Raw genomic sequence first — 23,422 nt, 5'->3', positions numbered from 1 at the left:
TATTTCGTTACCGATCTTTTTCGGCCAGCGTGCGCGCGAGTGCAAGCGCGGAGCCTCCGACCCTTGCGCCGAGCCGGTATGCGGTTGTGTTGACGTCTGAAATCGCCCCGTCCTGCAATGTGGAACGGCCATCGCCGATGCGTGCGGATTGCGTTGCGACTGCGATGGCGGCGAGGCCTTCCTTGTCGAGTTTGGGCAGGGCCAGCACGCCGCCGCGATCGGCGCCGAAGCCCGCGTCGTTAAACATCAGCAGGAGCGTCCGGAAGGGCGCAGTTGCCCGGTAGGAGTTGAGCGCACCGTGGCTGCCGGTGGCGACGATGCGGCCGCGATCCTCCGGCAGCAGCAGCGTCGCAGAGTCCGCGCAGATGGTGCCATCGATCGTGTAGCGGCTCTCGCCCTTGGCCGGCGGCATCGTGTGCGGCCACGGCGCCTGCTTCAGCAACTCGGCCGCCTCGCGCGCGCTCATGCCCGGCACGACGCCGCAAGCAGTGGCGAGCGCATTGGCGCGGCTGATGATGCCGCGGGCCTGCAGGTCGGCGCCGTCGCCGATGCGGGCACTCGCCGTCGCGACCGCCGCCATCGCCATGCCGAGCCCGTCGGCATAGGCGAGGCCGCTGACACCCGCCTCGTCCTTGCCGATGCCGGCATCGTGGTGGATCGCGGCGCGGCAGCCGAACTTGGCGGACATGTAGGCGGCGTAGACCGCGCCATGGCTGGCGCCGATTACGACCGCGCCGTCGGCTTCGGGCGGCAGCTTGGTCACGCTGTCGAAGACGAGGACGGGAACGGGAGCAGGGACGGGCATCGCGCGAACCTAGCCGGGAGGCTATACCCTCGGCCATGTCTCAACCGGTGGACAACAAGGTCGCGATCCTCGTCCTGCAGCACCCGCAGGAGCAGGACCGTGTGCTGGGCACGGCCGGCCTGCTGGCGGGCGGGCTAGCGAACGCCAAGGTGGTCGTCGGCCTGTCTTGGCGAAACCTCGCGCATGCACTGGGCACACCGGCCGAGTCGCGCGACTGGGGCGTGCTCTATCTCGGCTCGACGCAGGCCAAGGCGGCCGCGAAAGGGCAGACGCCGTTGGTCGCGGTGGATGCCAAGGGCGAGGTGATGCCCGACCAGGACGCGGCGCGGGCCGGCCTCAAGGGGCTCATAGCGCTCGACGGCAACTGGGCGCAGGCCAAGGCGCTGTGGTGGCGCAATGCCTGGCTGACCAAGCTGCGCCGCTTCGTCGTCGTGCCGGACGGACCATCGCTCTATGGCGATCTGCGGCGCGAGGCACGGCCCGATGCGGTCTCGACCCTGGAAGCGGTGGCGCTGTCGTTGCAGGTGCTGGAAGGCGATGCTGCGGTGCGGGAGAAACTCCTCGTGCCGTTCCGGGCGTTGCTCGCAAAGGCGCGGCGCGAGGGCGTGCGCGATTCCAAACGGGATCGTCGCGTCCGGCGTTAGCCGCCCCTATACTTCCCGCCATGCTCGACCAGCCGGCGGCCCAACTTCCCGTATCCCAGCGGACCAATCCGGAACGCTCCTTCACGGAAGAGGTGCGCGCGCTGCGACTGGGCGAAGGCGAGGTCTTCCGCGGCGAGGGCATCCTCGCGGTCACCAAGGCGATCCTGCAATCAGGCGTGTCCTATGTCGGCGGCTACCAGGGCGCGCCGGTCTCGCACCTGGTCGACGTGCTGGTTGAATCGCAGGATCTGCTCGACGAGCTTGGCGTCCATCTCGAAACCTGCACCAACGAATCCTCGGCGGCGGCGCTGCTCGGCGCCTCGATCAACTATCCGATGCGCGGCTGCGTGACGTGGAAGTCGATCGTCGGCACCAATGTTGCGGCCGATGCGCTCTCCAACCTCGCGTCGCCCGGCGTGATCGGCGGTGCGCTGATCGTGGTCGGCGAGGATTACGGCGAGGGCGCCTCGGTCATCCAGGAGCGGACGCAGGCCTATGCGCTGAAATCCTCGGTCTGGCTGATGGACCCGCGTCCATCGCTGCCGACCATCGTGCGCTGCACGGAGAAGGCGTTCGAGCTGTCGGAAGCGACCAACACGCCGGTGATGATGGAGCTACGCATCCGCGCCTGCCACGTCACGGGTGAATTCGTGGCCAAGGACAACGTGCCGCCCGCCGTGTCGCGCAACCGGCGGCTGGCGGAGCCGGCGGCGCACAATTACGACCGCATCTCGCATCCGCCATCGACCTATGCGCACGAGAAGATCAAGGTCGAGGTCCGCCAGCCCGCGGCCGAGCGCTTTATCGTCGAAAATGGCCTGAACGAGATCCTGCCGGGCGAGCGCTCCGATCTCGGCATCATCGTGCAGGGCGGCATCACCAACGTGCTGGTGCGCGGCCTCGACCGGCTGGAGGTCGAGGGCAAGATCCCGACCCTGGTGCTGAACGTCACGCATCCGCTGGCGCCCGACCAGATTGCCGATTTCTGCAAGGGCAAGCGCGCGGTGCTGGTGGTCGAGGAGGGCGCGCCCGACTACGTCGAGCAGGCGATCCACGTCCTGCTGCGCAAGCGCGACATCGACACCAAGGTCTACGGCAAGGACGTGCTGCCGATGGCGGGTGAGTACACCGCCGAGGTGGTGACCGAGGGCCTGCTGAAGTTCTTCGCGCAGTCGGCCAACGACATCGACCTCAGCAAGCCGCGCGAGCGGTTCGAAGCGGCGCGCGCCGGCCGCGCCGAGGCGCAGCGCCTGCTGGGCGGGCCGTTGCCGCTTCGTCCGCCGGGCTTCTGCACCGGCTGTCCCGAACGGCCGGTCTTCTCGGCGATCAAGCTGCTCGAGCGTGAGGTGGGCAAGGTCCACATTTCGAGCGACATCGGCTGCCATTCGTTCGCCACCCTGGCGCCGTTCAACCTCGGCAACTCGATCCTGGGCTTCGGCATGTCGCTGGCGGCGGCCGGCGCGGTGGCGCCGGTGATGCAGAAGCGGACAATCTCCGTGATGGGCGATGGCGGCTTCTGGCACAACGGCCTTTTAAGCGGCGTCGCCTCGTCGATGTTCAATCGTGGCGATCGCGTGCTGGTCATCATGCAGAACGGCTACACCTCGGCCACCGGCGCGCAGTTCATTCCCAACACCTCGGGCAATCGCCGTGACGGCGAGACGACCTCGGACATCGCCGCCACCCTGAAGGCGATGGGCGTGGGCTGGCTGCGGACCATCCGCACCTACAATGTCGGCATCATGCTCAAGACGCTGCGCGAGGCGATGGGCACCGACCACAAGGGCTTGAAGGTCATCGTGGCCGACGGTGAATGCCAGCTCGCGCGCCAGCGCCGCATCCGTCCGCAGATCGCCGCCCAGCTGAAGCGCGGCGAGCGAGTCGTGCGCACGCGCTACGGCGTCGACGACGAGGTCTGCACCGGCGACCATTCCTGCATCCGACTCTCGGGCTGCCCCTCGCTGGTCGTGAAGCCCAGCCCCGATCCGCTGCGCAGCGATCCGGTGGCGAGCGTAAACAATGGCTGCGTTGGCTGCGGCCTGTGCGGCGAGGTGGCCGATGCCGCCGTGCTATGCCCATCCTTCTACAAGGCCGACATCGTGCAGAACGCGACCTGGTGGGATCGCCTGAAGTGGCGCCTCCGCTCGAAGGTGATCGGAGCCATGGCATGTTGAGGTCATGTGGACCGCGGGCCTCCAGGCCCGCTCATGATACCGAGGCGGGCCTGGAGGCCCGCGGTCCGGAAGAATGAAGCCCATCACCATCCTGATCGGCGCGCTGGGCGGCGATGGCGGCGGCGTGCTGTGCGACTGGATCGTCGCGGCGGCGCAGAGCCGGGGTCTTGCTGTGCAGGCGACGCAGATCCCGGGCGTGGCGCAGCGCACCGGCGCCACGACCTACTATGTCGAGGTGATGCCGTCGGGCGCGCCGGTCTCTTCCGTGCTGGCGCTCAATCCGGCGATCGGCGAAGTCGATGTGGCTCTGGCGACCGAGCTGCTCGAAGCCGGCCGGATGATCTTCAACGGCTTCGTGACACCCGACCGCACGACCCTGATCGCCTCGACGCACCGCGTTCTGGCGATCGGCGAGCGCATGGCGATGGGCGACGGCAGCTTCGATGTCGGCCGATTGCTGCGCGCCGTGAAGGAGCGCAGCCGCGAGCAGATCCTGTTCGACATGGATCAGGCGGCCGAAGAATCCGGCGGCGTCATCAACGCCGTGCTGCTGGGCGCACTGGCGGGCTCGGGCAAGCTGCCGATCCCCGACAGCGCCTTCGAGGCCGCGATCCGCCATGCCGGCAAATCCGTCGATACCAATCTGGCAGCCTTCGCCTTCGGCCGCGGTCATGCGCGCGGCGAGCTGGAGCAGGCCGTGCGCGAACATCGCAAGCGGCAGACGGCAGTGCGCGGCGTCGAGGACCTGATCGAGCGCGCCCGTACAAGCTATCCGCTGCCGAGCCTAGACATCGTGGAGGAGGGCATCCGGCGCCTCGCGGTCTATCAGGACCGTGCCTATGCCGCGCTCTATCTCGACCGTCTCGACGCGATCCAGGCGCTGGGCTCGACCGACCTGTTGCGCGAAGTCGCGCGCCATCTCGCGGTGCGCATGTCGTTCGAGGACGTGATCCGCGTGGCCCAAGCCAAGACCTCGGCCGAGCGGGTGGCGCGAGTGCGAGCCGAGGTTCGCGCGAAGGATCACGAGCCGCTGGAGATTACCGAGCACTTCAAGCCAGGCATCGAGGAGATCGCCGCGATCCTGCCGCCATCGCTGGCGCGCCGCCTGATCGGCTGGGGCGAGCGCAGCGGGCGGCTGGGCAAGACCTACTTCTCGATGCACCTCCGCACCTCGACGATCCTGGGCTTTGCCCGCCTCCGTCTCGTGGCCGGCCTGCGCTGGTGGCGGCCGCGCACCTTCCGCTATGTCGAGGAGCAGGCCGAAATCGAGCGCTGGCTGGGTAAGATTCGCGCCGCCGCGCCGCTGGGCCTCGACTTCGCCCGCGAAATCGCGGAGTCGGCGCGCCTCATCAAGGGCTATGGCGACACCTACAAACGCGGCCTCGGCAACTATCGCCGCATTGCGGACGAGGTGATCGCGCCCGCGCTTGCGGGTCGCATGAATGCGCGGGCCGCGGCCGATGCCGTCGCCAATGCGCGGGTGGCGGCGCTGGCCGATCCCGAGGGCGAGTCGCTGTCGAAGACTCTGGCCGCGATCGCTTCCGCAACGTCCACCCTGCGGCAAGCCGCGGAATGATCGACGTCGCTGCTCTCGCACGTCGCGATGCGTTTACGGGCGCGCTGGGGATCGAATTCGTCGAGGCTTCGCTCGGCCGCGCGGTGACGCGGGTCACGATCGAGGAGCGTCATCTCAACTTCAACGGCGTCGGCCATGGTGGCCTGACGTTCACCTTGGCGGACGCCGCCTTCGGTTATGCCTGCAACTCGCAGGGCGTCATCTCGGGCAGTATCGATGCCCACATCATCTACAGCGTGGCCGTGCGCCTGGGCGATGTGCTGACGGCCACCGCCATCGAGATCTCGCGCTCCAGCAAGGCCTCGAACTACCGCATCGACGTCGTTCGCGCCGACGGCAAGCTCGTCGCCGCGATGACCGGCACCGCCCTCATCAGCGGCAAGCCGGTCGTCGTCTAGCCGCGCTGCTCAGGCCGCGCCCTTCAGAATATCCGCCATCTTCTCACCGACCATGATCGACGGCGCATTCGTGTTGCCGGACGGCATGGTCGGGAAGATCGAGGCGTCGGCGATGCGCAGGCCCTGGATGCCGTGGACCCGGAGTTTGTCGTCGACCACGGTGTTCTGGCCCTCGGGGCCCATGCGGCAGGTGCCGATCGGGTGATAGGCGGTCTGCGAGTTGTTGCGAATCCAGGTCAGGATCTCCTCGTCGGACTGCACCGACGGGCCGGGCGAGAACTCCTCGTCGCGATAGACGTCCATCGGCTTGGCGTCGACGATGCGGCGCATCATGCGGAAGCCGGCGGTCATCGCATCCTGGTCGATCTTGTCGGCCAGGAAGTTGAAGCGGATCGCCGGATGGGCCTTGGGATCGGCCGAGCGGATGTGGATCGAGCCCAGGCTCTCGGGACGGAGCTGGTAGCAGGCGATCGTCATCGACGGGAAGTCCTGCAGCTTGCGGGTCTTCGGGTCCTTGATCGAGTAGGGCACGAGATGCATCTGCACGTCGGGCGTCTCGAGTTCGGGCCGCGTCTTCAGGAAGCCCAGCAGCGGCGCCGAGGGCAGGCTCATGAAGCCGCCGCCGGTCGCGAGATACTTCATCATCTGCGTCACGGCGCCGAGGCCGCGCGCCATGTGATTGTAGGAGACGTTGGCCACCTTCAGGCGCCAGATGATACGGGCGTTGATGTGGTCGCGGAAATTTTCGCCGACCGCCTTCAGCTCGTGCTTCACCTCGATGCCGTGCTTCTTCAGGAGCTCCGGCTGGCCGATGCCGGAGAGTTCGAGGATCTGCGGGCTGGCGACGCCGCCGGCCGACAGGATCGTCTCCTTCGCCTTGGCCTGTACGGTCTTGCCCTCCTTCTCGTACTCGACGCCGACGCAGCGCTTGCCGTCCAGCAGGACGCGCAACGTGTGGGCGTTGGTGACGACATGCAGGTTCGGCCGCTTCATCGCCGGTTCGATGTAGCAGTGGGCCACGCTCATGCGCCGGCCCTTGTAGATCGAGGTCTGCGTCTTCACGACGCCTTCCTGGTCCTCGCTGTTGTAGTCCGGGTTGGTCTTGAAGCCGGCCGCTTTCGAAGCCTCGAACAGCGCGTCGTAGAGCGGGTTCTGGTCGGGCACGGTCGAGACCTTGAGCGGCCCGTCGGTGCCGCGGCCGTTCGAGCCGTCGCCGTCGACGAAGTTCTCCATGCGGGTGAAGAGCGGAGCGACGTCGCGCCAGCTCCAGCCGCGACAGCCCATCTGGGCCCAGGTGTCGAAGTCGAGCGGCTGGCCGCGCACCCAGACCAGGCCGTTGATCGAGCTCGACCCGCCGAGCACTTTTCCGCGAGGAACCGGGATCACCCGGTTGGCCGTGTTGGGTTCCGGCTCGGACTGGTAGAGCCAATTGGCGGCCGGGCTGTCGATCAGCAGGCCGAAGGACAGCGGCATGCGGGAGTAGGGATGGCTGGCTGCACCTGCCTCCAGCAGAAGCACTTTGTTGGTGGGCACTTCGGTCAGTCGCGCCGCCAGGGTGCCGCCCGCCGAACCGGCGCCAATGATGATGTAGTCGTACTCGGCCATTTCCCCTGATCCCCCGGGTATTTGTTGTCATGCAAGCGTAGCGCACCGCCATGCGGATGACAGGGGCAATCTCGCCTCGACAGGCCTGCGTCTGCGTGTTCCGATAGGCGGTCGCCGGAGCTGGGGAGCTGGGCGACTCACACACGAGTGGAAGTACGGCCAGAATGTTGGGTTTGGTCCGGGTCGCCCTAAAGCGTCCCTATACGTTCGTCGTCATGGCGTTGCTTATCCTGATCGTCGGGCCGCTGGCGGCCCTTCGAACGCCGGTCGATATTTTCCCCGAAATCCGCATCCCCGTCATCGCCGTGGTCTGGCAGTACACCGGTCTGCCGCCCGACCAGATGTCGGGCCGCGTGATGCTGAACTTCCAGCGTTCGCTTACCACCACCGTCAACGACATCGAGCATATCGAGGGCACGTCCTACACGGGCGTCGGCATCGTGAAGGTCTTCTTCCAGCCCGGCGTCGACATCAGCATCGCCAACGCGCAGGTCACGGCCATCTCGCAGACCGTGCTGAAGCAGATGCCGCCCAACATCACGCCGCCGCTGATCCTGAACTACAACGCCGCGACCGTGCCGATCATCCAGCTGGCGCTCGCCGGCAAGGGCGTGTCGGAGCAGGCGGTGTTCGACCTCGCCATCAACACGGTCCGCACGCCGCTGGTCACCGTGCCGGGCGCCGCCATCCCGTTCCCGTTCGGCGGCAAGTTCCGCCAGATCCAGATCGACCTCGATCCGGCCGCCATGCAGGCCCGCGGCCTGTCGGCCAACGACGTGGCCAATGCGCTGGCGGCCCAGAACCTGCTGACGCCGGCCGGCACGCAGAAGATCGGCAACCACGAATACGCGATCCAGCTCAACAACGCGCCGGTCGACTTCAACGCGCTTTCCGACCTGCCGGTGTTCGCCGCCAACGGCACGGTCGTCTACCTGCGCGACGTGGCGCAGGTGCGCGACGGCAATCCCCCGCAGCAGAACATCGTGCATGTCGACGGCGGCAAGTCGGTCCTGCTGGCCGTGCTGAAGAACGGCGCGACCTCGACGCTCGCGATCATCGAAGGCATCAAGGAACGCGTGGCCGAGCTGAAGCGCTCCCTGCCCGAGAACGTGTCGCTGGCCATCCTGGGCGACCAGTCGCTGTTCGTCGAAGGGGCGGTGTCAGGCGTGGCGCACGAGGCGGTGCTGGCGGCGGTGCTGACCAGCCTGATGATCCTGCTGTTCCTGGGAAGCTGGCGCTCGACGGTGATCATCGCGATCTCGATCCCGCTGGCGATCCTGGGCTCGATCGCGCTGCTGGCGGCGTTCGGCGAGACGCTCAACATCATGACCTTGGGCGGCCTGGCGCTGGCCGTCGGCATCCTGGTCGACGACGCCACGGTCACCATCGAGAACATCAACTGGCACCTGGAGCAGGGCAAGGACGTCGAGACGTCCATCATGGACGGCGCGCAGCAGATCGTGGCGCCGGCCTTCGTGTCGCTGCTCTGCATCTGCATCGTGTTCGTGCCGATGTTCTTCCTCGAGGGCGTGGCGCGCTTCCTGTTCGTGCCGATGGCCATGGCGGTGATGTTCGCGATGGTCTGCTCGTTCATCCTGTCGCGTACCCTGGTGCCGACGATGGCGAACTACCTGCTGAAGCCGCATGTCATGCATGCCGAGGGCCATGCGCCACCGCCCTCGCGCAATCCGCTGGTGCGGTTCCAGCGCGGCTTCGAGGTGCAGTTCGAGAAGCTGCGCGCCGTCTATCACGACCTGCTCGGGCTGGCGCTCCGCCATCGGCCGACGTTCATCATCTGCTTCATGGCCTTTGTGCTGGGCTCGTTCGCGCTGGTGCCGTTCCTCGGCCGCAACTTCTTCCCGAGCGTCGATTCCGGCCAGATCCTGATGCATGTGCGCGGACCGATCGGCACGCGCGTCGAGGAGACAGCCAACCAGTTCGTGGCGATCCAGAAGGCGATCCGCACCATCATCCCGTCGAACCAGATCGCGACGATGGCCGACAATGTCGGCATGCCGGTCTCCGGCATCAACATGGCCTACAACAACACCGGCACGATCGGGCCGCAGGATGGCGACATCCAGATCAAGCTGACGCCCGACCACAAGCCGACCGACGAATACGTGGCCGAGCTGCGGCAGCGCCTGCCCGAGATGTTCCCGGGCTTCACCTTCTCGTTCCTGCCCGCCGACATCATCAGCCAGATCCTGAACTTCGGCGCACCGTCGCCGATCGACGTGCAGGTCCGTACCTCCGATCTCAACGCCGGCTTCGAGCACGCCAACAGGCTGCTGGCACGCATCCGCAAGATCCCCGGCATTGTCGACGCGCGCATCCAGCAGTCGCGCGGCTCGCCGGTCTTCGCCGTCGATATCGACCGCTCGCGTGCCCAGACCGTGGGCCTGACGACGCGCGACGTCACCAATTCGCTGGTCGTCAACCTCGCCGGCTCCAGCCAGGTGGCGCCGACCTACTGGCTTAATCCGGCCAACGGCGTGACCTACAACATCGTCATGCAGACGCCGCAGTACCGGCTGGATTCGCTGGCCTCGCTCAGCAACCTGCCGATCATGGCGCCGGCGGCCTCGCAGCTCCAGGTGCTGGGCGGTATCGCCGACATCAAGCGCGACACCGCCAACGCCGTGGTCTCGCAGTACGACCTCCAGGGCATGGTGCAGGTCTATGCCGCCGTGCAGGGCCGTGATCTGGGATCGGTGGCCGCCGACGTGCGCAAGGTCGTTGCCGAGCTGGCGCCGCAGCAGTCGCCGCGCATCCGCTCGATCAAGGTCCAGGGCCAGGTGAAGACGATGGAATCGGCCTTCTCGGGCCTGCTGTTCGGCTTGCTGGGCGCGGTGGTGCTGATCTACCTGCTGATCGTCGTGAACTTCCAGTCGTGGAGCGACCCGTTCGTCATCATCACCGCGCTGCCGGCCGCGCTCGCGGGCATCGTGTGGATGCTGTTCGCCACCGGCACCACGGCCTCGGTGCCGGCGCTGACCGGCGCGATCATGTGCATGGGCGTGGCGACCGCCAATTCCGTACTGGTGATCTCCTTTGCCCGCGAGCGGCTGGTCGAGCTGGGCGACGCCACGGCGGCGGCACTGGACGCCGGCTTCGTGCGCTTCCGCCCCGTCATCATGACTGCACTCGCCATGATCATCGGCATGGCGCCCATGGCGCTGGGCCTGGGTGAGGGCGGCGAGCAGAACGCCCCGCTCGGAAGGGCGGTCATCGGCGGCCTCATTTTTGCTACGATAGCCACGTTGATCTTCGTCCCCGTGGTCTTCAGCGTCGTCCATCGCAATCACGGCAAGGCGGCCCCCAAAGCGCCCGCCGCCGTACCCGGAGCGCCTCATGTCGCCTGAAACCCCTCCCGCCGCCCCGAAGCCGAGGTCCCGTCGCGGCCTCGCCCTGTTTGGCATCGCCGCCGCGCTGGGCCTGAGCGCGGTCGTCGTCAACGGCATCTGGAGCCGCCAGGCCAGCGAAGCCAAGCTGAAGGAGTGGACCGACGTCCAGGCCGTGCCGACGGTCAGCGTCATCAACCCGACCACCGGCGCGAACAAGACCTCGCTCGACCTGCCGGGGCGTCTGGAAGCCTATTCCCGTGCGCCCATCTATGCCCGCGTCGGCGGCTTCCTGAAGGCCTTCTATGTCGACATGGGCGCGCCTGTGAAAGCCGGCCAGCTTCTGGCCGAGATCGAGGCGCCCGATCTCGACCAGCAGCTCCTGCAGGCCAAGGCCTCGCTCGCCAGCGCCCAGGCGGCCGAGCAGTTGGCCTCCGTGACGGCAGGCCGTTGGCAGCAGCTCGGTGGCGCCAACACCGTGTCGCGCCAGACGGTGGACGAGAAGACCAACGATTTTCTGGTGAAGCAGTCGCTGACCAAGGCGGCTAAGGCTGCGGTCGATCGGCTCGAAGTCCTCTCGGACTTCAAGCGCATCATCTCGCCGTTCGACGGCATCGTGACGACCCGTAACACCGATATCGGCGCGCTCATCGGCGCGGAATCGAGTTCCGGCCTGGCGCTGTTCGTTATTTCAGACGTCAAGAAGCTGCGCCTCAACGTCAGCATCCCGCAGAACTACGTGCCCGCTGTGAAGCTGAACAGCAACGTTCAGATCACGGTCCCGGAATATCCCGGCAAGATCTACAACGGCACGGTCGAGGCCTCGGCCCGCTCGGTCGACGCCCAGACCGGCACGACCCGCATGCAGGTCGTCGTGGACAATACCAACGGCGAGCTGATGCCCGGCGCCTTCGCCAACACCCGCATCGAGCTGCCGTCCAGCATGCAGTCGCTGGCCGTGCCTTCGGGCGCGCTGATCTTCGATCAGAAGGGCCTGCGCGTCGCCACCGTCGACGCCAACAGCAAGGTCGTGCTGAAGCCGATCACGATCGCCCGCGATCTCGGCCAGATCGTCGAGATCGGCAGCGGCCTCACCGCCCAGGATCGCGTCATCGACAGCCCGCCGGACGGCCTGTCCAACGGTGACGCCGTCCGCGTGGTGGATACCGCCAAGCCTGCCGCCGTGCGATAAACGCCCTCCGCCACGGGGGCGGCGGAGACGGCGATGATCGAGACGGAAAAGGGCAGGGCCGAGGTCACCCGGTTCACGATCGACCTGGCGATCCGGATCGGCCTGATCGCGACCATCGTCTATGTGAGCCTGCTGCTCCTTAAGCCGATCGCGGCCCTGATGATGTGGGCCGTCATCCTGTCGGTGGCCGTCTATCCGCTGTTCAACCTGGTCCGCCGTCGCCTGCATGTGCGCGACGGCATCGCGGCCGCGCTGCTTTCGCTCCTCCTGCTCCTGCTGCTGCTGACGCCGGTCGTCATCCTCGCGGGCTCGGCCATCGAGAGCCTCGACGACTATGCGCGGCTGCTGCTGCGGGGTGGGCATGTCGTGCCGCCGCCGCCGGAGTCGGTCAAGGACTGGCCGATGGTCGGCGCGCGCGTCTATGACTTCTGGCTGAACGCTTCGAACGACCTGCGCGCGCTGCTGGGGGCGCATGTGGAGCAGCTCACCTCGGCCGGCCGCTGGATCGGCCGCATCGCGGCGGGTGTCTTCCTCGAAGTGCTTCAGTTCGCCGGCGCGATCATCGTGGCAGGCGTTCTGCTGGCCTATTCGGACGAGCTTGCCGGCACGTTGCGCGATCTTGCGGCCCGGGCAGCCGACACCCGCGGCCGGCACTTCCTGGAGATCGCCGGCTCCACCATCCGCAACGTCTCGCAGGGCGTCATCGGCATCGCTTTGCTGCAGTCGGCCCTGCTGGGCATCGGCATGCTGGTGGCGGACGTGCCCTTCGCGGGCGCCATCACCTTCGTCTGCCTGGTGCTGGCGATCGTGCAGGTCGGGCCCAACATCGTCATGATCCCGGTGGTCATCTGGGCCTGGATGTACCTGCCGGCGCTGCATGCCGGCCTGTTCACGATCTACACCGCGCCGCTACTGCTGCTTGATAATGTGCTGCGGCCGATCCTGATGGCGCGGGGCCTGGCAACGCCCATGGCGGTGATCCTGGCGGGCGTCATTTGCGGCACGCTGGCCGGCGGCCTGATCGGCCTGTTCGTCGGACCCGTCGTGCTTTCCGTATTCTACGATCTGCTGGTCGCGTGGATCGCCGCCGGCAGGAAGATCGAGGAGGGCGACGCCTCAGCCCCGTCGCCCTGACCAGCCGGCCGACCCCGCATCCTGCGGGGAGCGGAGTCGTTAGCGCAGGTATTTCATATGTATCGGCTCGTCTCGAAGCTTCTGTGCGGTCTTGGCCTCGCGATGGCTGCCTTGTCTGGCGGTGGGGCCTTCGCCCAGACGGCGGACGGCGCCCGTGTCTATCTCGTGCTCGACGCCTCGGGATCGATGTGGGGGCGGGTGGGCAACCAGACCAAGATCGAGGTGGCGCGGGAGACGATCCGCTCGCTGCTCAAGGACTGGCGGCCCGAGGACCAGCTCGGCCTCGTGACCTACGGCCATCGTCGCAAGGGCGACTGCGGCGACATCGAGATCCTGAAGCCGGTCGGGAAGGTCGATGCCGCGGCGCTGATGGCGCAGGTGAATGGTATCTCGCCCAAGGGCATGACGCCGATGACCGCCTCGGTGAAGATGGCGGCCGAGCAGCTCAAGGCCAATGAAGGCGTGACCAGCGTCATCCTCGTCTCCGACGGCGTCGAGACCTGCAAGGCCGATCCCTGTTCGGTCGCGGCGGAGCTCAAGAAGGCCGACGTGAAGCTGGTCGTCCATACGGTCGGCTTCGACATTCAGGATCGCCAGGCCGTGAAGCAACTCGAATGCATGGCGGCCGCGACCGGTGGTCTTGCCCTGTCAGCCAGCAATGCCGGCGAACTCGGAACGGCCATAGGAAAGGCAGTCGAAGCCTCGCGCGTGAAGACGCCGCCGCCTCCGCCGCCGCCCGCGCCGCAGAAGGCGGAACCCAGGCCCGAGTGGAACCTCGAAGGCTCGGCGCGACTGGCTGAAGGTGACGATCCGCTGCCGGGCAAGGATTTCGTGGTCTGGATCTTCAGCAAACCGATGCCGGCCGGCGTCGATCCCGAATATGTCTCGACCTCCAGCAAGAGCGGCATCGAGGCCGAGCTGGCTCCGGGCGACTATCTGGTCGACGTCGATGTCGGCGCGGTGAAATACAAGACGAAGGTGACCATCGTCGCCGGCAAGATGAACCGGCTCGATGTCGTGCTGAACGCCGGTCGCCTCGGCCTGCGTGCCAAGCGGACGGCCGACGAGAACCAGAAGGGCGATGCCTTCTGGGAGGTCGTGAGCCGCGACGGCTCGACGGTCTTCAATTCCTACGATCCCGAGACCTCGACCATCCTGCCGGCGGGCAAGTACACGGTCTCGGTGAGCATCGGCGCGGCCAAGCAGTCGCGCGAGGTCGAGATCGTGGCGGGCGACACCACGGCGGTCGAGATCATCGCGGGTGTCGGTCGCCTGCAGGGCACCATTGTCTTCGCCAATGGCGGGCCGGCGGTGCGCGATCCCTTCATCGAGTTTTTCGCCGGCGCCGAGCCGGTCGACAACGAATCGTCGGTGACCAACGGTTACGGCAATGCGCCGAAGTTCGACCTGGCGGCGGGCGTCTATCGTGCCCGCATCAAGACCGACGCGATCGACCGCACCTTCCCGCTGGAGATCAAGGCGGGGCAGCGGCTCGACATGGAGTTCGCGCTGGACGGCGGCATCGCGGCCTTCGAAGCGCCCGGCGCCACGGCGGTCGAGATCAAGGGCGTGGGAACGGACATCTACGGCGAGCGCACCGACATCACCACGCTCTATCCGGCGTTTCCGAACTTTGCCCTCCCGGCCGGCAAATACGTCGCCGTGGCCGTGAAGGGCGACACCAGGAAAGAAGCCGAGTTCGAGATCACCGCCGGGAAGCGCACCGTGACGCGGATTGCGGTGCCTTAGGGCGACGCGACAGACGTAAATGTCATCCTGAGCGTAGCGAAGGATCTCACCTCCGCTACGCCGTCGTCTGGTCGTTCCGTGAGGTCCTTCGCTGCGCTCAGGACGACAACCTATTCAGAAGCGCGGGAGCGCTACTTCTTCTTCGCCTACTTCTTGATCTCGGTGAGCGCGATGCCGGAGGCGACGAGCTTGTCGATCTCGGCGGCGGAGTAGCCGGCTTCTTGCAGCACGGCCTTGGTGTCGGTGCCGAACTTCTTGGGCTTGGTGCGTGCCTCGGGCGGGGTGCGCGAGAGCTTCACGGGATTGCCGACATTCCGCCAGCCGTCCTTCTCCCACACCATGCCGCGATGCTTCGTGTGCGGCGCTTCCATGACGTCGGAGACTTCCAGCACGGCGGCCGAGGGCACGCCGCCCTTCATCAGCTCCTGCGAGAACTCGTTGGCGTCGCGGTCCTTCAGCAGCTCGCGCAGCTCGGCCTCGAGCTCGGCGCGATGGGCGACGCGGTCCTTGTTGGTCTTGAAGCGCGGGTCGCTCGCCAGCTCCGGCTTGCCCAGCATCTGCGTCAGCTTGCGGAACTGACCGTCATTGCCGGCGCCAACCACGATGTTGCGCGTCTTCGTGGGGAAGTTGGAGTAGGGCACGAGGCTCGCATGGCTGTTGCCGACGAGCTTGGGCTTGAGGCCGGCCATGAAGTAGTTCGGCGCATGCGGCTGGTGCAGCGCGATGGCGCTGTCGTACAGCGTCGCGTCGACGAACTGGCCCTTGCCGGAGCGGTTGCGCTCGTAGAGCGCCATCATGATGCCGATCGTGGCGTTCATGCCGGTCGACAGATCGACCACCGGCACGCCGATGCGCACCTGGCCACCCTCAGGGGAGCCGTTGACCGAGACCAGGCCGGCCGAGGCCTGGACCATGGCGTCATAGCCCGGGAAGCCGCCCAAAGGGCCGTCGGCGCCGAAGCCCGAGACGCGGGCATGGACCAGCCGCGGGAACTTCGCGGCCAGCACGTCGTGGTAGCCGATGCCCCACTTCTCCATCGTGCCGGTCTTGAAGTTGTCGATCAGCACGTCGGCCGTCTCGAGCAGCTTCAGCAGGACCTCCCGGCCTTCCGGCTTGGAGAGATCGAGCGCAATCGTGCGCTTGTTGCGGTTGATGCCGGCGAAGTAGGCCGAGATGCCCTCGTCGTCGAACGGAGGGCCCCAGGTGCGGGTCTCGTCGCCCTGCGGCGGCTCGACCTTGATCACGTCGGCGCCGTGGTCGGCCAGCATCTGGCCGCAATAGGGACCACCCAGCACACGCGACAGGTCGATCACTTTCAGGCCGTCGAGCGCGCCCCCGTTTGCCACCGGCATTTTCGTTCCACTCCTCGGATTGAGACACGAGGCGGGGTTATAGACCATGGGCCGGAGGCCCGGTACCGTCCGGGCATGATCGAACGCGAACTGGATATCGCCACGCAAGATGGCGCCATGAACACTTACACGGTGCGGCCCGACGACGGTGGGCCGCTACCGGTCGTCATCATGCTGATGGATGCGCCGGGCGTGCGGGAGGGCCTGCGCGAAATCTGCCGGCGGATTGCGCAGTCCGGCTACTACGTGCTGCTGCCCAATCTCTACTATCGCAGCACGCGCGAATTCGTCTGCGGGCCGACGCGCAACCATCCCGACGGCGAGGCCAACCTGAAGCGCATGTTCGGCCTGATGGAGACGCTCTCCAACGCCAAGGTCGCGGCGGACACGGGCGCGGTGCTCGACGTGTTGCCGACCCTGCCCGACGCCAAGTCCGGCAAGGTGGGGCTGGTCGGCTACTGCATGAGCGGCGCCTTCGTCACGGCGGCGGCGGCCCGGCATCCCGACCGCATCGGCTGCTTCGCGTCCTACTACGGAACGCGCCTGATCACCGACAAGCCCGACTCGCCGCACCTGATGCTGGGCGACATCACCGCCGAGGGCTATTACGCCTTCGCCGAGCACGACACCTACGTGCCGCTGTCCGACGTCGCGAAGTTCGAGAAGCTGCTGGCCTCCGCGCCGTTTCCATCGAAGTCCGAGACCGAGGCCGGCACGCATCACGGCTACGCCTTCTCCGACCGCGGCAACCTGAACGAAGCTGCCCGCGAAAAGCACTACGAACGCATGCTGGCGCTTTATCGTCGGCATCTAAGCTAAGCGCACCGCCTCACCCTGAGGAGCGGCCACCGGCCGCGTCTCGAAGGGTGGGCTACAGTCTTGTCGTTGCCCATCCTTCGAGACGGCGCTGGCGCGCCTCCTCAGGATGAGGAAGGGGAGTTGAACATGCTGAGCGGCATCCACGGGCATCAGGACATCGAGCGCGTCGTCTACGGCAAGCCGGCAGGCGCCGCGCTGCGGGCCGAGGCCGAGCGGCTGGGTGCGAAGAAGGTATTCGTCACCACCTCGAAGTCGGTGGCACAGAGCGCGCTGCTGGCCTCGGTGATCGACGGTCTTGGCGACCTGCACGCGGGTACCTATGCCGGCATCACCGCGCATTCGCCGCGGCCCTGCGTGGTCGAGGGTGCCGAGATGGCGCGCAAGGCCGGCGCCGACCTGATCGTCGCCGTGGGTGGCGGTTCGGTGATCGACGCCACCAAGACGATCCTGATCGCGCTGTGGCAGAACGTGACCGACGTCGATCAGCTCGATGCATACCGCGCTGGCCGCCCGAAGGAAGGCGCCGCGCCGCCGTCGGAGGCCATCAAGCCGCCGGCCGATGCGATCCGCATGATTGCCGTTCCGACCACGCTCTCGGCCGCCGAGTTCAACGCCTTTGCCGGCATCTCCGATCCGCGCAAGGGCATCAAGGAGAGCTTCGGCCATCGCCTGATCGTGCCGCGGGTCATCGTGCTCGATCCCGCCGCCACCCTGGCGACGCCGATGGACCTGATGCTCTCGACTGGCCTCAAGGCGGTCGACCATGCGGTCGAGCGGCTGTGCTCGCAGCAGGCTAATCCGTTCGCGTTGGGCACTTCCACCGAGGCGCTGAAGCTGCTCGCCCGCGCGCTGCCCGCGCACAAGGCCAATCCCGACGACATGGCGACGCGGCTCGACCTGCAGTTCGGCATGTGGCTGTCGATCGGCGCCGGCACCTCGGGTGTCGGCGTGGGCGCGAGCCACGGGATCGGCCACGTGCTGGGCGCGGCCTGCCACGTGCCGCACGGCCATACCTCCTGCGTGATGCTGCCGTCGGTGCTGCGCTGGAACCTGCCGGCCAACGCCGAGCGTCAGAAGCGGGTGGGCGAGGCGTTCGGCAAGCCCGAGGCAGCGGCCGGTGACCTGGTCGAAGGGCTGGTGAAGTCGCTTGGACTGCCGGGACGCTTGTCCGAGGTCGGTGTCGGCAAGGACCGGTTCCGTGAGATCGCGGAGAAGTCGATGCACGACCGTGCGGTGCTGAACAATCCGCGGCCGATCAAGGGGCCGGAGCAGGTCATGGAGATACTCGAACTGGCGGCGTGACGCGGGAATGACCCCATGAATTCTTCTCGTGAGCCCGAGGGGTGTTAAGCGGCTAAAGCCACACGACCTAAAGGGAGCCAACGCAAAGTCACGGGTGAAACCATGGTCGAAGTCAGGACTGCCGAAGCCGCCGTTGCACGACCGCCGCTCGCCGGTTGGGTCGATGCGCCGGTGAACTACCTCGCCGATCTCAGCATCAAGCCGGTGACCTACAATCCGCCGCACGGCACGGGCGTGCCGCGGCGCGACGGCAACTACCGCGACTTCACGGTGCGGGTCCACGATGCCCGGCCGATCGCGCGCGATCTCTCGCTCGACCGCCAGGCCTTCATCCTGACGCATCACGACACAAAGGTGCGCGACTTCTACGACGAAGAGGAAGTGCGCACGAAGTATCACGCTGAGGTCGAGGCGCTGATCAAGCGCGAGACCGGCGCGTCGAAGGTCGTGGTGTTCGATCACACGGTCCGTACCGCCGACCGCGCCGTCGAGCGCGGCCTCAGGACACCGGTGCGCAGCGTCCATTGCGACTACACGGAAAAGTCGGGGCCGAAGCGTGTGCGCGACCTGCTGCCGCCCGAGGAGGCCGAGCAGCGCCTCAGGAAGCGCTTCGCCGAGTTCAACGTCTGGCGCAGCATCGCCGACGAGCCGGTCGAGATGACGCCGCTGGGCTTGGTCGATTCCGAAAGCCTGGCGTCACGCGACCTCGCGGTCTGCGACCTCGTCTATGCCGACCGTACCGGCGAGATCTACCAGGGCGTCTACAACGCCGATCACCGCTGGTTCTACTTCCCGAAGATGACGCGCGACGAGGCGATCCTGATCAAGTGCTACGACTCGATGAAGGACGGCCGCGCGCGATTCTCGCTGCACTCAGCCTTCGATGACCCGACGACGCCGGCGAATCCGAAGCCGCGGCAGAGCATTGAAGCGCGCGCATTTGCGTTTTTCGATTAGGCGCACTGGCGCTCGTCGCGCGCACGATTCAAATTGCGCACCTCATGTCATCCTGAGCGCAGCGAAGGATCTCACGCGAGAAACGGAGTACTTCGGTCGATCCGCTAGGTCCTTCGCTGCGCTCAGGACGACAAAGGGCTAACTCGCGGCAATCGCCTCGAGATGCTCCACCAGTTCCTCGGGATTGCTGAAGAATGGCGAGTGCCCGCACTCTAGTCGCAGCACCTTGCACGGCGTCGACTTCACCATTGTGCGCTGCAGGTTGATGCGGATGGCGTTGTCGTGGGTGCACTCGATGTACCAGCGCGGCACCGAACCGAAGCGTTCCTCGGTCAGGGTCACCGGCGTCGTCGAGATGGAAAGCGGCTGCGGCCGCAGGCGCTCCATCGCCTTGTAGCGGTCCTCCGGCGAGACGTCGGCATAGAAAAGGCCCGGCAGCTTGTCGCGCGAGAAGGTGTAGGTCTTGCCGTCGGGGCTGACCTGGCGAGACAGCCGGAACATCGCGTCGGGTTCGAGCGCGGTCATGTCCTTGCCGCTCTTGCCCGAGGTCGGGAGCAGGGCACAGAGATAGACCAGCGCCTTCAGCTTGCGCCGCCGCGCCTCGGCGAGCTGGCTGATCGTGATGCCGCCCAGCGAATGGCCGACCAGGATGACCTGCTCCTCCATCTTGTCGAGGAGGCGCGCCAGCTTCTCCGTATTGTCGGCGAGCGTGACGTTGGCGGGCGGCGTCTGATCCTTGCCCATGCCGGGCAGGTCGGGTGCGCAGACCTTGTGACCCGCCGCTTCCAGCAGCGGCACGACCTTCTCCCAGCACCAGCCTCCGGTGCAGGCGCCATGAACCAGCAGGAACGTCGCCACGCTCTAGGCCTTCCCGACGACGGTGCGCGCGCCGGGGGCGGGCACGAAGAAGTCGGGCATCAGCGGCGTGCCCGGCGAGACGGCATACTTGTCGAAGTTCGTGACGCCCTCGGCGGCCAGAACTTCGTCATCGATGAAGAAGTTGCTGGTGCAGTCACGGGCCGGCCGGTTGAAGATCGCATAAGCGGCATCGGCCATGATTTCGGGCTTGCGACACTGCTTCATGCCTTCGTCGCCGCCCAGGATGTTCTGGATCGCCGAGGTGGCGATGGCGGTTCGCGGCCACAGGCAGTTGAAGGCCAGGCCCTTGTCCTTGAATTCCGCGCTCATCGCCCAGGCGAAGACCGACATGCCGTACTTGGCCAGCGTATAGGCCGCATGGTTGGCGAACCACTTCACGTCGAAGTCGAGCGGCGGCGACAGGTTCAGCACATGCGGGTTGGCGGCCTTCAGCAGGTGCGGGATGCACTTCTGCGAGACCATGAAGGTGCCGCGCGCGTTGATCTGGTGCATCAGGTCGTAGCGCTTCATCGGCGTCGACAGCGTGCCGGTCAGGCTGATCGCGCTGGCATTGTTCACCAGGATGTCGATGCCGCCGAACTTCGCGACGGTCTCGGCCACGGCCTTGTCGACGCTCTGCTCGTCGCGGATGTCGCAAGCGAGCGGCAGTGCCTTGCCACCGGCCTTCTCGATCTCCTCGGCGGCCGTGAAGATCGTGCCCGGCAGGCGCGGGTCGGGCGTCACCGTCTTCGCGGCGATGGCAATGTTGGCGCCGTCGCGTGCAGCACGCAGCGCGATCGCCAGTCCGATGCCCCGGCTTCCGCCGGTCACGAACAAGGTTTTGTTAGCCAAGCTCATGGCGTCCCCAAGAAATCCTCGGGCTCTATAGCCGGGGCAGGGTAGCGGCGGCTAGTCTCGCTACACTCAGGGGAGGCATGCATGAATCCGTGCTTTGAAACTGCCACTCGACTTGCCCGCGCCATACGAAACGGACGGTTGAGTTCGGTCGAGGCGACGACGGCGCATCTCGACAGGATCGCGCGGCTGAACGGGGACGTGAATGCACTCGTGCTGGTCGATCGGGACGGCGCGATGAAGGCCGCGCGGGCGGCCGACCGCGCACGCACCGCGAAAAAGCCGCTCGGCCCGCTGCACGGCGTGCCCATCACCATCAAGGAAGCGTTCGACGTCGCGGGCCTCAAGACGACTTCGAGCCATCCGCCGCTGAAGGACAATGTCGCCCGTGGGGATGCGAGCCTCGTCGCGCGGCTGCGCGCGGCCGGCGCCGTCATCCTGGGCAAAACCAATGTGCCCGAACTGTGCGCAGACTTTCAGACCGAGAGCCCGATTTTTGGCACCACGAAGAATGCCTGGGACGAACGCCGGACGGCGGGCGGCTCGACCGGGGGCGGCGGCGTCGCGGTCGCGGCCCGCCTGTCGCCGCTGGAGCTGGGTAGCGACATCGGCGGCTCGGTGCGCAATCCCGCGCACTACAACGGCATCTTCTCCCTGAAGCCCACCGAATGGCGCGTGCCGGCACACGGTCATGTACCCGACCTGCCGGGCCAGACCCGCAGCACCCGCTACATGGGCACGTTCGGCCCGCTGGCGCGCTCGGTCGACGATCTCGAGACGGCGCTGCGGATCATCGCTGGCCCGGACGGCTACGAGGCCGAAGCCGCGCCGGTGCCGCTCGGATCCACGCCGAAGCTCGAGGCAAAGGGCCTGCGCATCGCGGTGCTGACCAGCAATCCGCTGGTACCGGTCTCGGCCGATACGGCAGCGGTGGTGCAGGCGACCGCAAAGCTCCTGTCGAAGGCCGGCGCGAAGGTGAAAGAGACCGGACCGGAAGGCCTCGACTGGCAGCAGGGCTGGGACGATTGGGCCGATCTCTTCCAGTACATGATCATGAACGCCCAACCGCTCTCCGAGCGCGAGCGGCATTTCGACAAGCTCAACTCGCCCGATCCCACGGCCCGGTCGGTCGCCCGCGCGGCGCGGCTCAGCATGGCGCAGTTCTTCGCGCTCCTCGACCGGCGCGACCAGATTGCTCGTCGGTGCGAGAGCTTCCTCGACGACTACGACGCCTGGCTGATGCCGGTGATGCCGGATGCGGCCTTCATCCGTCAGTCGCAGAAGCTGCCGCTCACGGTCGACGGCGTCGACCATCCGTATTTCTTCGCCGGCACCGCCTACAACTTCCTGGCCAACCTCACGGGCCAGCCGTCGATCGTGCTGCCCTGTGGTTTCTCGAAGGAGGGCCTGCCGATCGGTCTGCAGCTCACCGGCAAGCGCTGGGGCGAGGCGAAGCTGCTCGGCGTCGCGAAGGCGCTGGAGAAGCTTTTACCGCCGTGTCCTGTGCCGCCAGGTTTTGCGCGGGCATAAAACCTCCGTCGTCTTGAGCGGAGCGCCGAAGGCGCGCAGTCGAAAGACCTCTTCTCCGGCGCACGGCGTGTAGAAGCGAAAAGAGATCCTTCGACTGCGTTCGCTTCGCTCACTCCGCTCAGGACGACGGGAGGAAATACCTCACTCAGCCTTCACGCCGGCCTTGTCGATGATCGGCTTCCATTTGGCGAACTCCGCCTTCTGATAGGCGCCGAAGACGTCGGCCTTCATCTGTTCGGGCGTCGGGATGTCCTGGCCGAGATCCTCTAGCTTGCGGCGGATCTCGGGATCCTGAAGCGTCTTGATCGCGGCGGCGTTCAGCTTCTCGATGATTTCCTTCGGCGTGCCCTTAGGCGCCCAGAGCCCGTGCCAGATCGCGACCTCGATGCCGGGGAAGCCGGCTTCGGCGGTGGTGGGGATCTCAGGTGCGGCCGCGGTGCGCTGCTTGGCGGTCACGGCATAGACCTTGAGCTTGCCCGCACGGATATGCGGCAGGGAGTTCGAGGATTGGTCGATCATGACCTGGATCTGGTTGGCGATCAGGTCCTGCACGGCCGGGCCGGTGCCGCGATAGGGCACGAGCTGGTAGTTGGTGCCGGTGACGGCGAAGAAGGCGAGGGCACCGATGTGCGAGCCCGAGCCGAGGCCTGCGGTGCCGCCCGAGATCTTGTCGGCATTGGCCTTGAGATAGGCGACCAGGTCCCTGAGGTCCTTGGCCGGCACCTGGTTCGAGGTCACGACCAGCAGCGGATTGGACGGCAGCAAGGCGATCGGCTCTAGGTCGTTGATCAGATCGTAGTTCAGGTTCTTGTAGATCGCGCCGTTCACGACGTTGGTCCCGAGGTGGCCGATGCCGATCGTGTAACCGTCGGGCGTCGAGCGGGCGAGCTTGCCCATGGCGATCGAGCCCGCCGCGCCGGTGACGTTGTCGATGACGAACTGCTGGCCGAGCTCCTTACCCATCCGCTCACCGACGATGCGCGCCATGACGTCGGTCGGCCCACCGGCGGCAAAAGGCACGATCAGGTTGATCGGCTTGTTGGGATAGGCTTGGCCGAAAGCGGGGCCGGCAGCGGCCACCGCGAGCAAGGCGAGCGCAACTCTACGCAACATGGCAATTCCTCCCTG

The 23,422-nt window shown here is 66.7% G+C and carries 18 protein-coding genes; 12 read left to right on the top strand and 6 right to left on the bottom strand.

Annotated elements, in window-relative coordinates; translation table 11 throughout:
* Nucleotides 1-7: 7 nt before the first annotated feature.
* On the bottom strand, nucleotides 8-805 hold the full coding sequence (locus AC1RP5_RS22725; RefSeq protein WP_493114506.1) for a hypothetical protein: 798 nt from the start codon (nucleotides 803-805) through the stop codon (nucleotides 8-10).
* 35 nt (nucleotides 806-840) lie between these two features.
* On the opposite strand from AC1RP5_RS22725, the gene AC1RP5_RS22720 reads away from it, so the two are divergent.
* The 4 genes from AC1RP5_RS22720 (at nucleotide 841) to AC1RP5_RS22705 (ending at nucleotide 5,597) form a co-directional block, all read left to right on the top strand.
* Nucleotides 841-1,449: a tRNA-uridine aminocarboxypropyltransferase gene (locus AC1RP5_RS22720; protein WP_493114505.1), complete on the top strand. Its 609-nt coding sequence runs from the start codon at nucleotides 841-843 to the stop codon at nucleotides 1,447-1,449.
* Nucleotides 1,450-1,469: 20 nt separating this feature from the next.
* Nucleotides 1,470-3,623, top strand: coding sequence for a thiamine pyrophosphate-dependent enzyme (locus AC1RP5_RS22715; RefSeq protein ID WP_493114503.1), 2,154 nt, complete (start codon nucleotides 1,470-1,472; stop codon nucleotides 3,621-3,623).
* Nucleotides 3,624-3,696: 73 nt separating this feature from the next.
* Nucleotides 3,697-5,199: an indolepyruvate oxidoreductase subunit beta family protein gene (locus AC1RP5_RS22710; RefSeq protein ID WP_493114502.1), complete on the top strand. Its 1,503-nt coding sequence runs from the start codon at nucleotides 3,697-3,699 to the stop codon at nucleotides 5,197-5,199.
* Complete coding sequence (locus tag AC1RP5_RS22705) at nucleotides 5,196-5,597, top strand: PaaI family thioesterase (RefSeq protein WP_493114500.1); 402 nt, start codon at nucleotides 5,196-5,198, stop codon at nucleotides 5,595-5,597. Before AC1RP5_RS22710 ends, AC1RP5_RS22705 begins: the two co-directional genes overlap by 4 nt.
* Before the next feature lie 9 nt (nucleotides 5,598-5,606).
* Here the strand turns inward: AC1RP5_RS22705 and AC1RP5_RS22700 are convergent, their stop codons facing one another.
* Nucleotides 5,607-7,202 carry a GMC family oxidoreductase gene (locus tag AC1RP5_RS22700; protein ID WP_493114498.1) on the bottom strand — a complete coding sequence of 532 codons (1,596 nt, stop codon included), beginning with the start codon at nucleotides 7,200-7,202 and terminating at the stop codon, nucleotides 5,607-5,609.
* Nucleotides 7,203-7,366: 164 nt separating this feature from the next.
* Here AC1RP5_RS22700 and AC1RP5_RS22695 point away from each other — a divergent pair, with 164 nt between their 5' ends.
* From AC1RP5_RS22695 to AC1RP5_RS22680, 4 genes are read left to right on the top strand one after another with little or no spacing between them, the layout of a single operon-like run.
* The gene (locus AC1RP5_RS22695) at nucleotides 7,367-10,567 is read left to right on the top strand and encodes an efflux RND transporter permease subunit (protein ID WP_493114496.1); all 3,201 of its coding nucleotides are present in this window, start codon (nucleotides 7,367-7,369) and stop codon (nucleotides 10,565-10,567) included.
* On the top strand, nucleotides 10,557-11,738 hold the full coding sequence (locus AC1RP5_RS22690) for an efflux RND transporter periplasmic adaptor subunit (RefSeq protein ID WP_493114494.1): 1,182 nt from the start codon (nucleotides 10,557-10,559) through the stop codon (nucleotides 11,736-11,738). The genes AC1RP5_RS22695 and AC1RP5_RS22690 overlap by 11 nt, the downstream gene beginning before the upstream one ends.
* A 33-nt stretch (nucleotides 11,739-11,771) precedes the next feature.
* Nucleotides 11,772-12,872, top strand: a complete 1,101-nt coding sequence (locus tag AC1RP5_RS22685) for an AI-2E family transporter (RefSeq protein ID WP_493114492.1) — start codon at nucleotides 11,772-11,774, stop codon at nucleotides 12,870-12,872.
* Between the two features lie 57 nt (nucleotides 12,873-12,929).
* Complete coding sequence (locus AC1RP5_RS22680; protein ID WP_493114490.1) at nucleotides 12,930-14,621, top strand: vWA domain-containing protein; 1,692 nt, start codon at nucleotides 12,930-12,932, stop codon at nucleotides 14,619-14,621.
* Nucleotides 14,622-14,767: 146 nt separating this feature from the next.
* Here AC1RP5_RS22680 and AC1RP5_RS22675 read toward each other — a convergent pair whose 3' ends face one another.
* Nucleotides 14,768-15,973, bottom strand: coding sequence for a CaiB/BaiF CoA transferase family protein (locus tag AC1RP5_RS22675; RefSeq protein WP_493114488.1), 1,206 nt, complete (start codon nucleotides 15,971-15,973; stop codon nucleotides 14,768-14,770).
* 117 nt (nucleotides 15,974-16,090) lie between these two features.
* Here AC1RP5_RS22675 and AC1RP5_RS22670 point away from each other — a divergent pair, with 117 nt between their 5' ends.
* From AC1RP5_RS22670 to AC1RP5_RS22660, 3 genes are all read left to right on the top strand, one after another.
* Nucleotides 16,091-16,792, top strand: coding sequence for a dienelactone hydrolase family protein (locus AC1RP5_RS22670; protein WP_493114486.1), 702 nt, complete (start codon nucleotides 16,091-16,093; stop codon nucleotides 16,790-16,792).
* Nucleotides 16,793-16,918: 126 nt separating this feature from the next.
* Complete coding sequence (locus AC1RP5_RS22665; protein WP_493114484.1) at nucleotides 16,919-18,094, top strand: iron-containing alcohol dehydrogenase; 1,176 nt, start codon at nucleotides 16,919-16,921, stop codon at nucleotides 18,092-18,094.
* 102 nt (nucleotides 18,095-18,196) lie between these two features.
* Nucleotides 18,197-19,051, top strand: coding sequence for a CmcJ/NvfI family oxidoreductase (locus tag AC1RP5_RS22660; protein ID WP_493114483.1), 855 nt, complete (start codon nucleotides 18,197-18,199; stop codon nucleotides 19,049-19,051).
* Between the two features lie 138 nt (nucleotides 19,052-19,189).
* Here AC1RP5_RS22660 and AC1RP5_RS22655 read toward each other — a convergent pair whose 3' ends face one another.
* Nucleotides 19,190-19,909 (bottom strand): alpha/beta fold hydrolase, encoded by a 720-nt coding sequence (locus tag AC1RP5_RS22655; RefSeq protein ID WP_493114482.1) that lies wholly within the window; start codon nucleotides 19,907-19,909, stop codon nucleotides 19,190-19,192.
* Between the two features lie 3 nt (nucleotides 19,910-19,912).
* Nucleotides 19,913-20,767 (bottom strand): SDR family oxidoreductase, encoded by an 855-nt coding sequence (locus AC1RP5_RS22650; RefSeq protein WP_493114481.1) that lies wholly within the window; start codon nucleotides 20,765-20,767, stop codon nucleotides 19,913-19,915.
* A gap of 138 nt (nucleotides 20,768-20,905) precedes the next feature.
* Here AC1RP5_RS22650 and AC1RP5_RS22645 point away from each other — a divergent pair, with 138 nt between their 5' ends.
* Entirely contained in the window at nucleotides 20,906-22,294 is a 1,389-nt protein-coding gene (locus tag AC1RP5_RS22645) for an amidase (protein WP_493114479.1), read from the top strand.
* A gap of 141 nt (nucleotides 22,295-22,435) precedes the next feature.
* On the opposite strand, the gene AC1RP5_RS22640 is transcribed toward AC1RP5_RS22645, so the two are convergent.
* Nucleotides 22,436-23,407, bottom strand: coding sequence for a Bug family tripartite tricarboxylate transporter substrate binding protein (locus AC1RP5_RS22640; RefSeq protein ID WP_493114477.1), 972 nt, complete (start codon nucleotides 23,405-23,407; stop codon nucleotides 22,436-22,438).
* Nucleotides 23,408-23,422: the final 15 nt, after the last annotated feature.

The sequence above is a fragment of the Reyranella sp. GW821-FHT12G01 genome (assembly GCF_058806575.1).
Note: the sequence above shows the minus strand (reverse complement) of the source record. Positions and strands in the feature narration are given on the sequence as shown.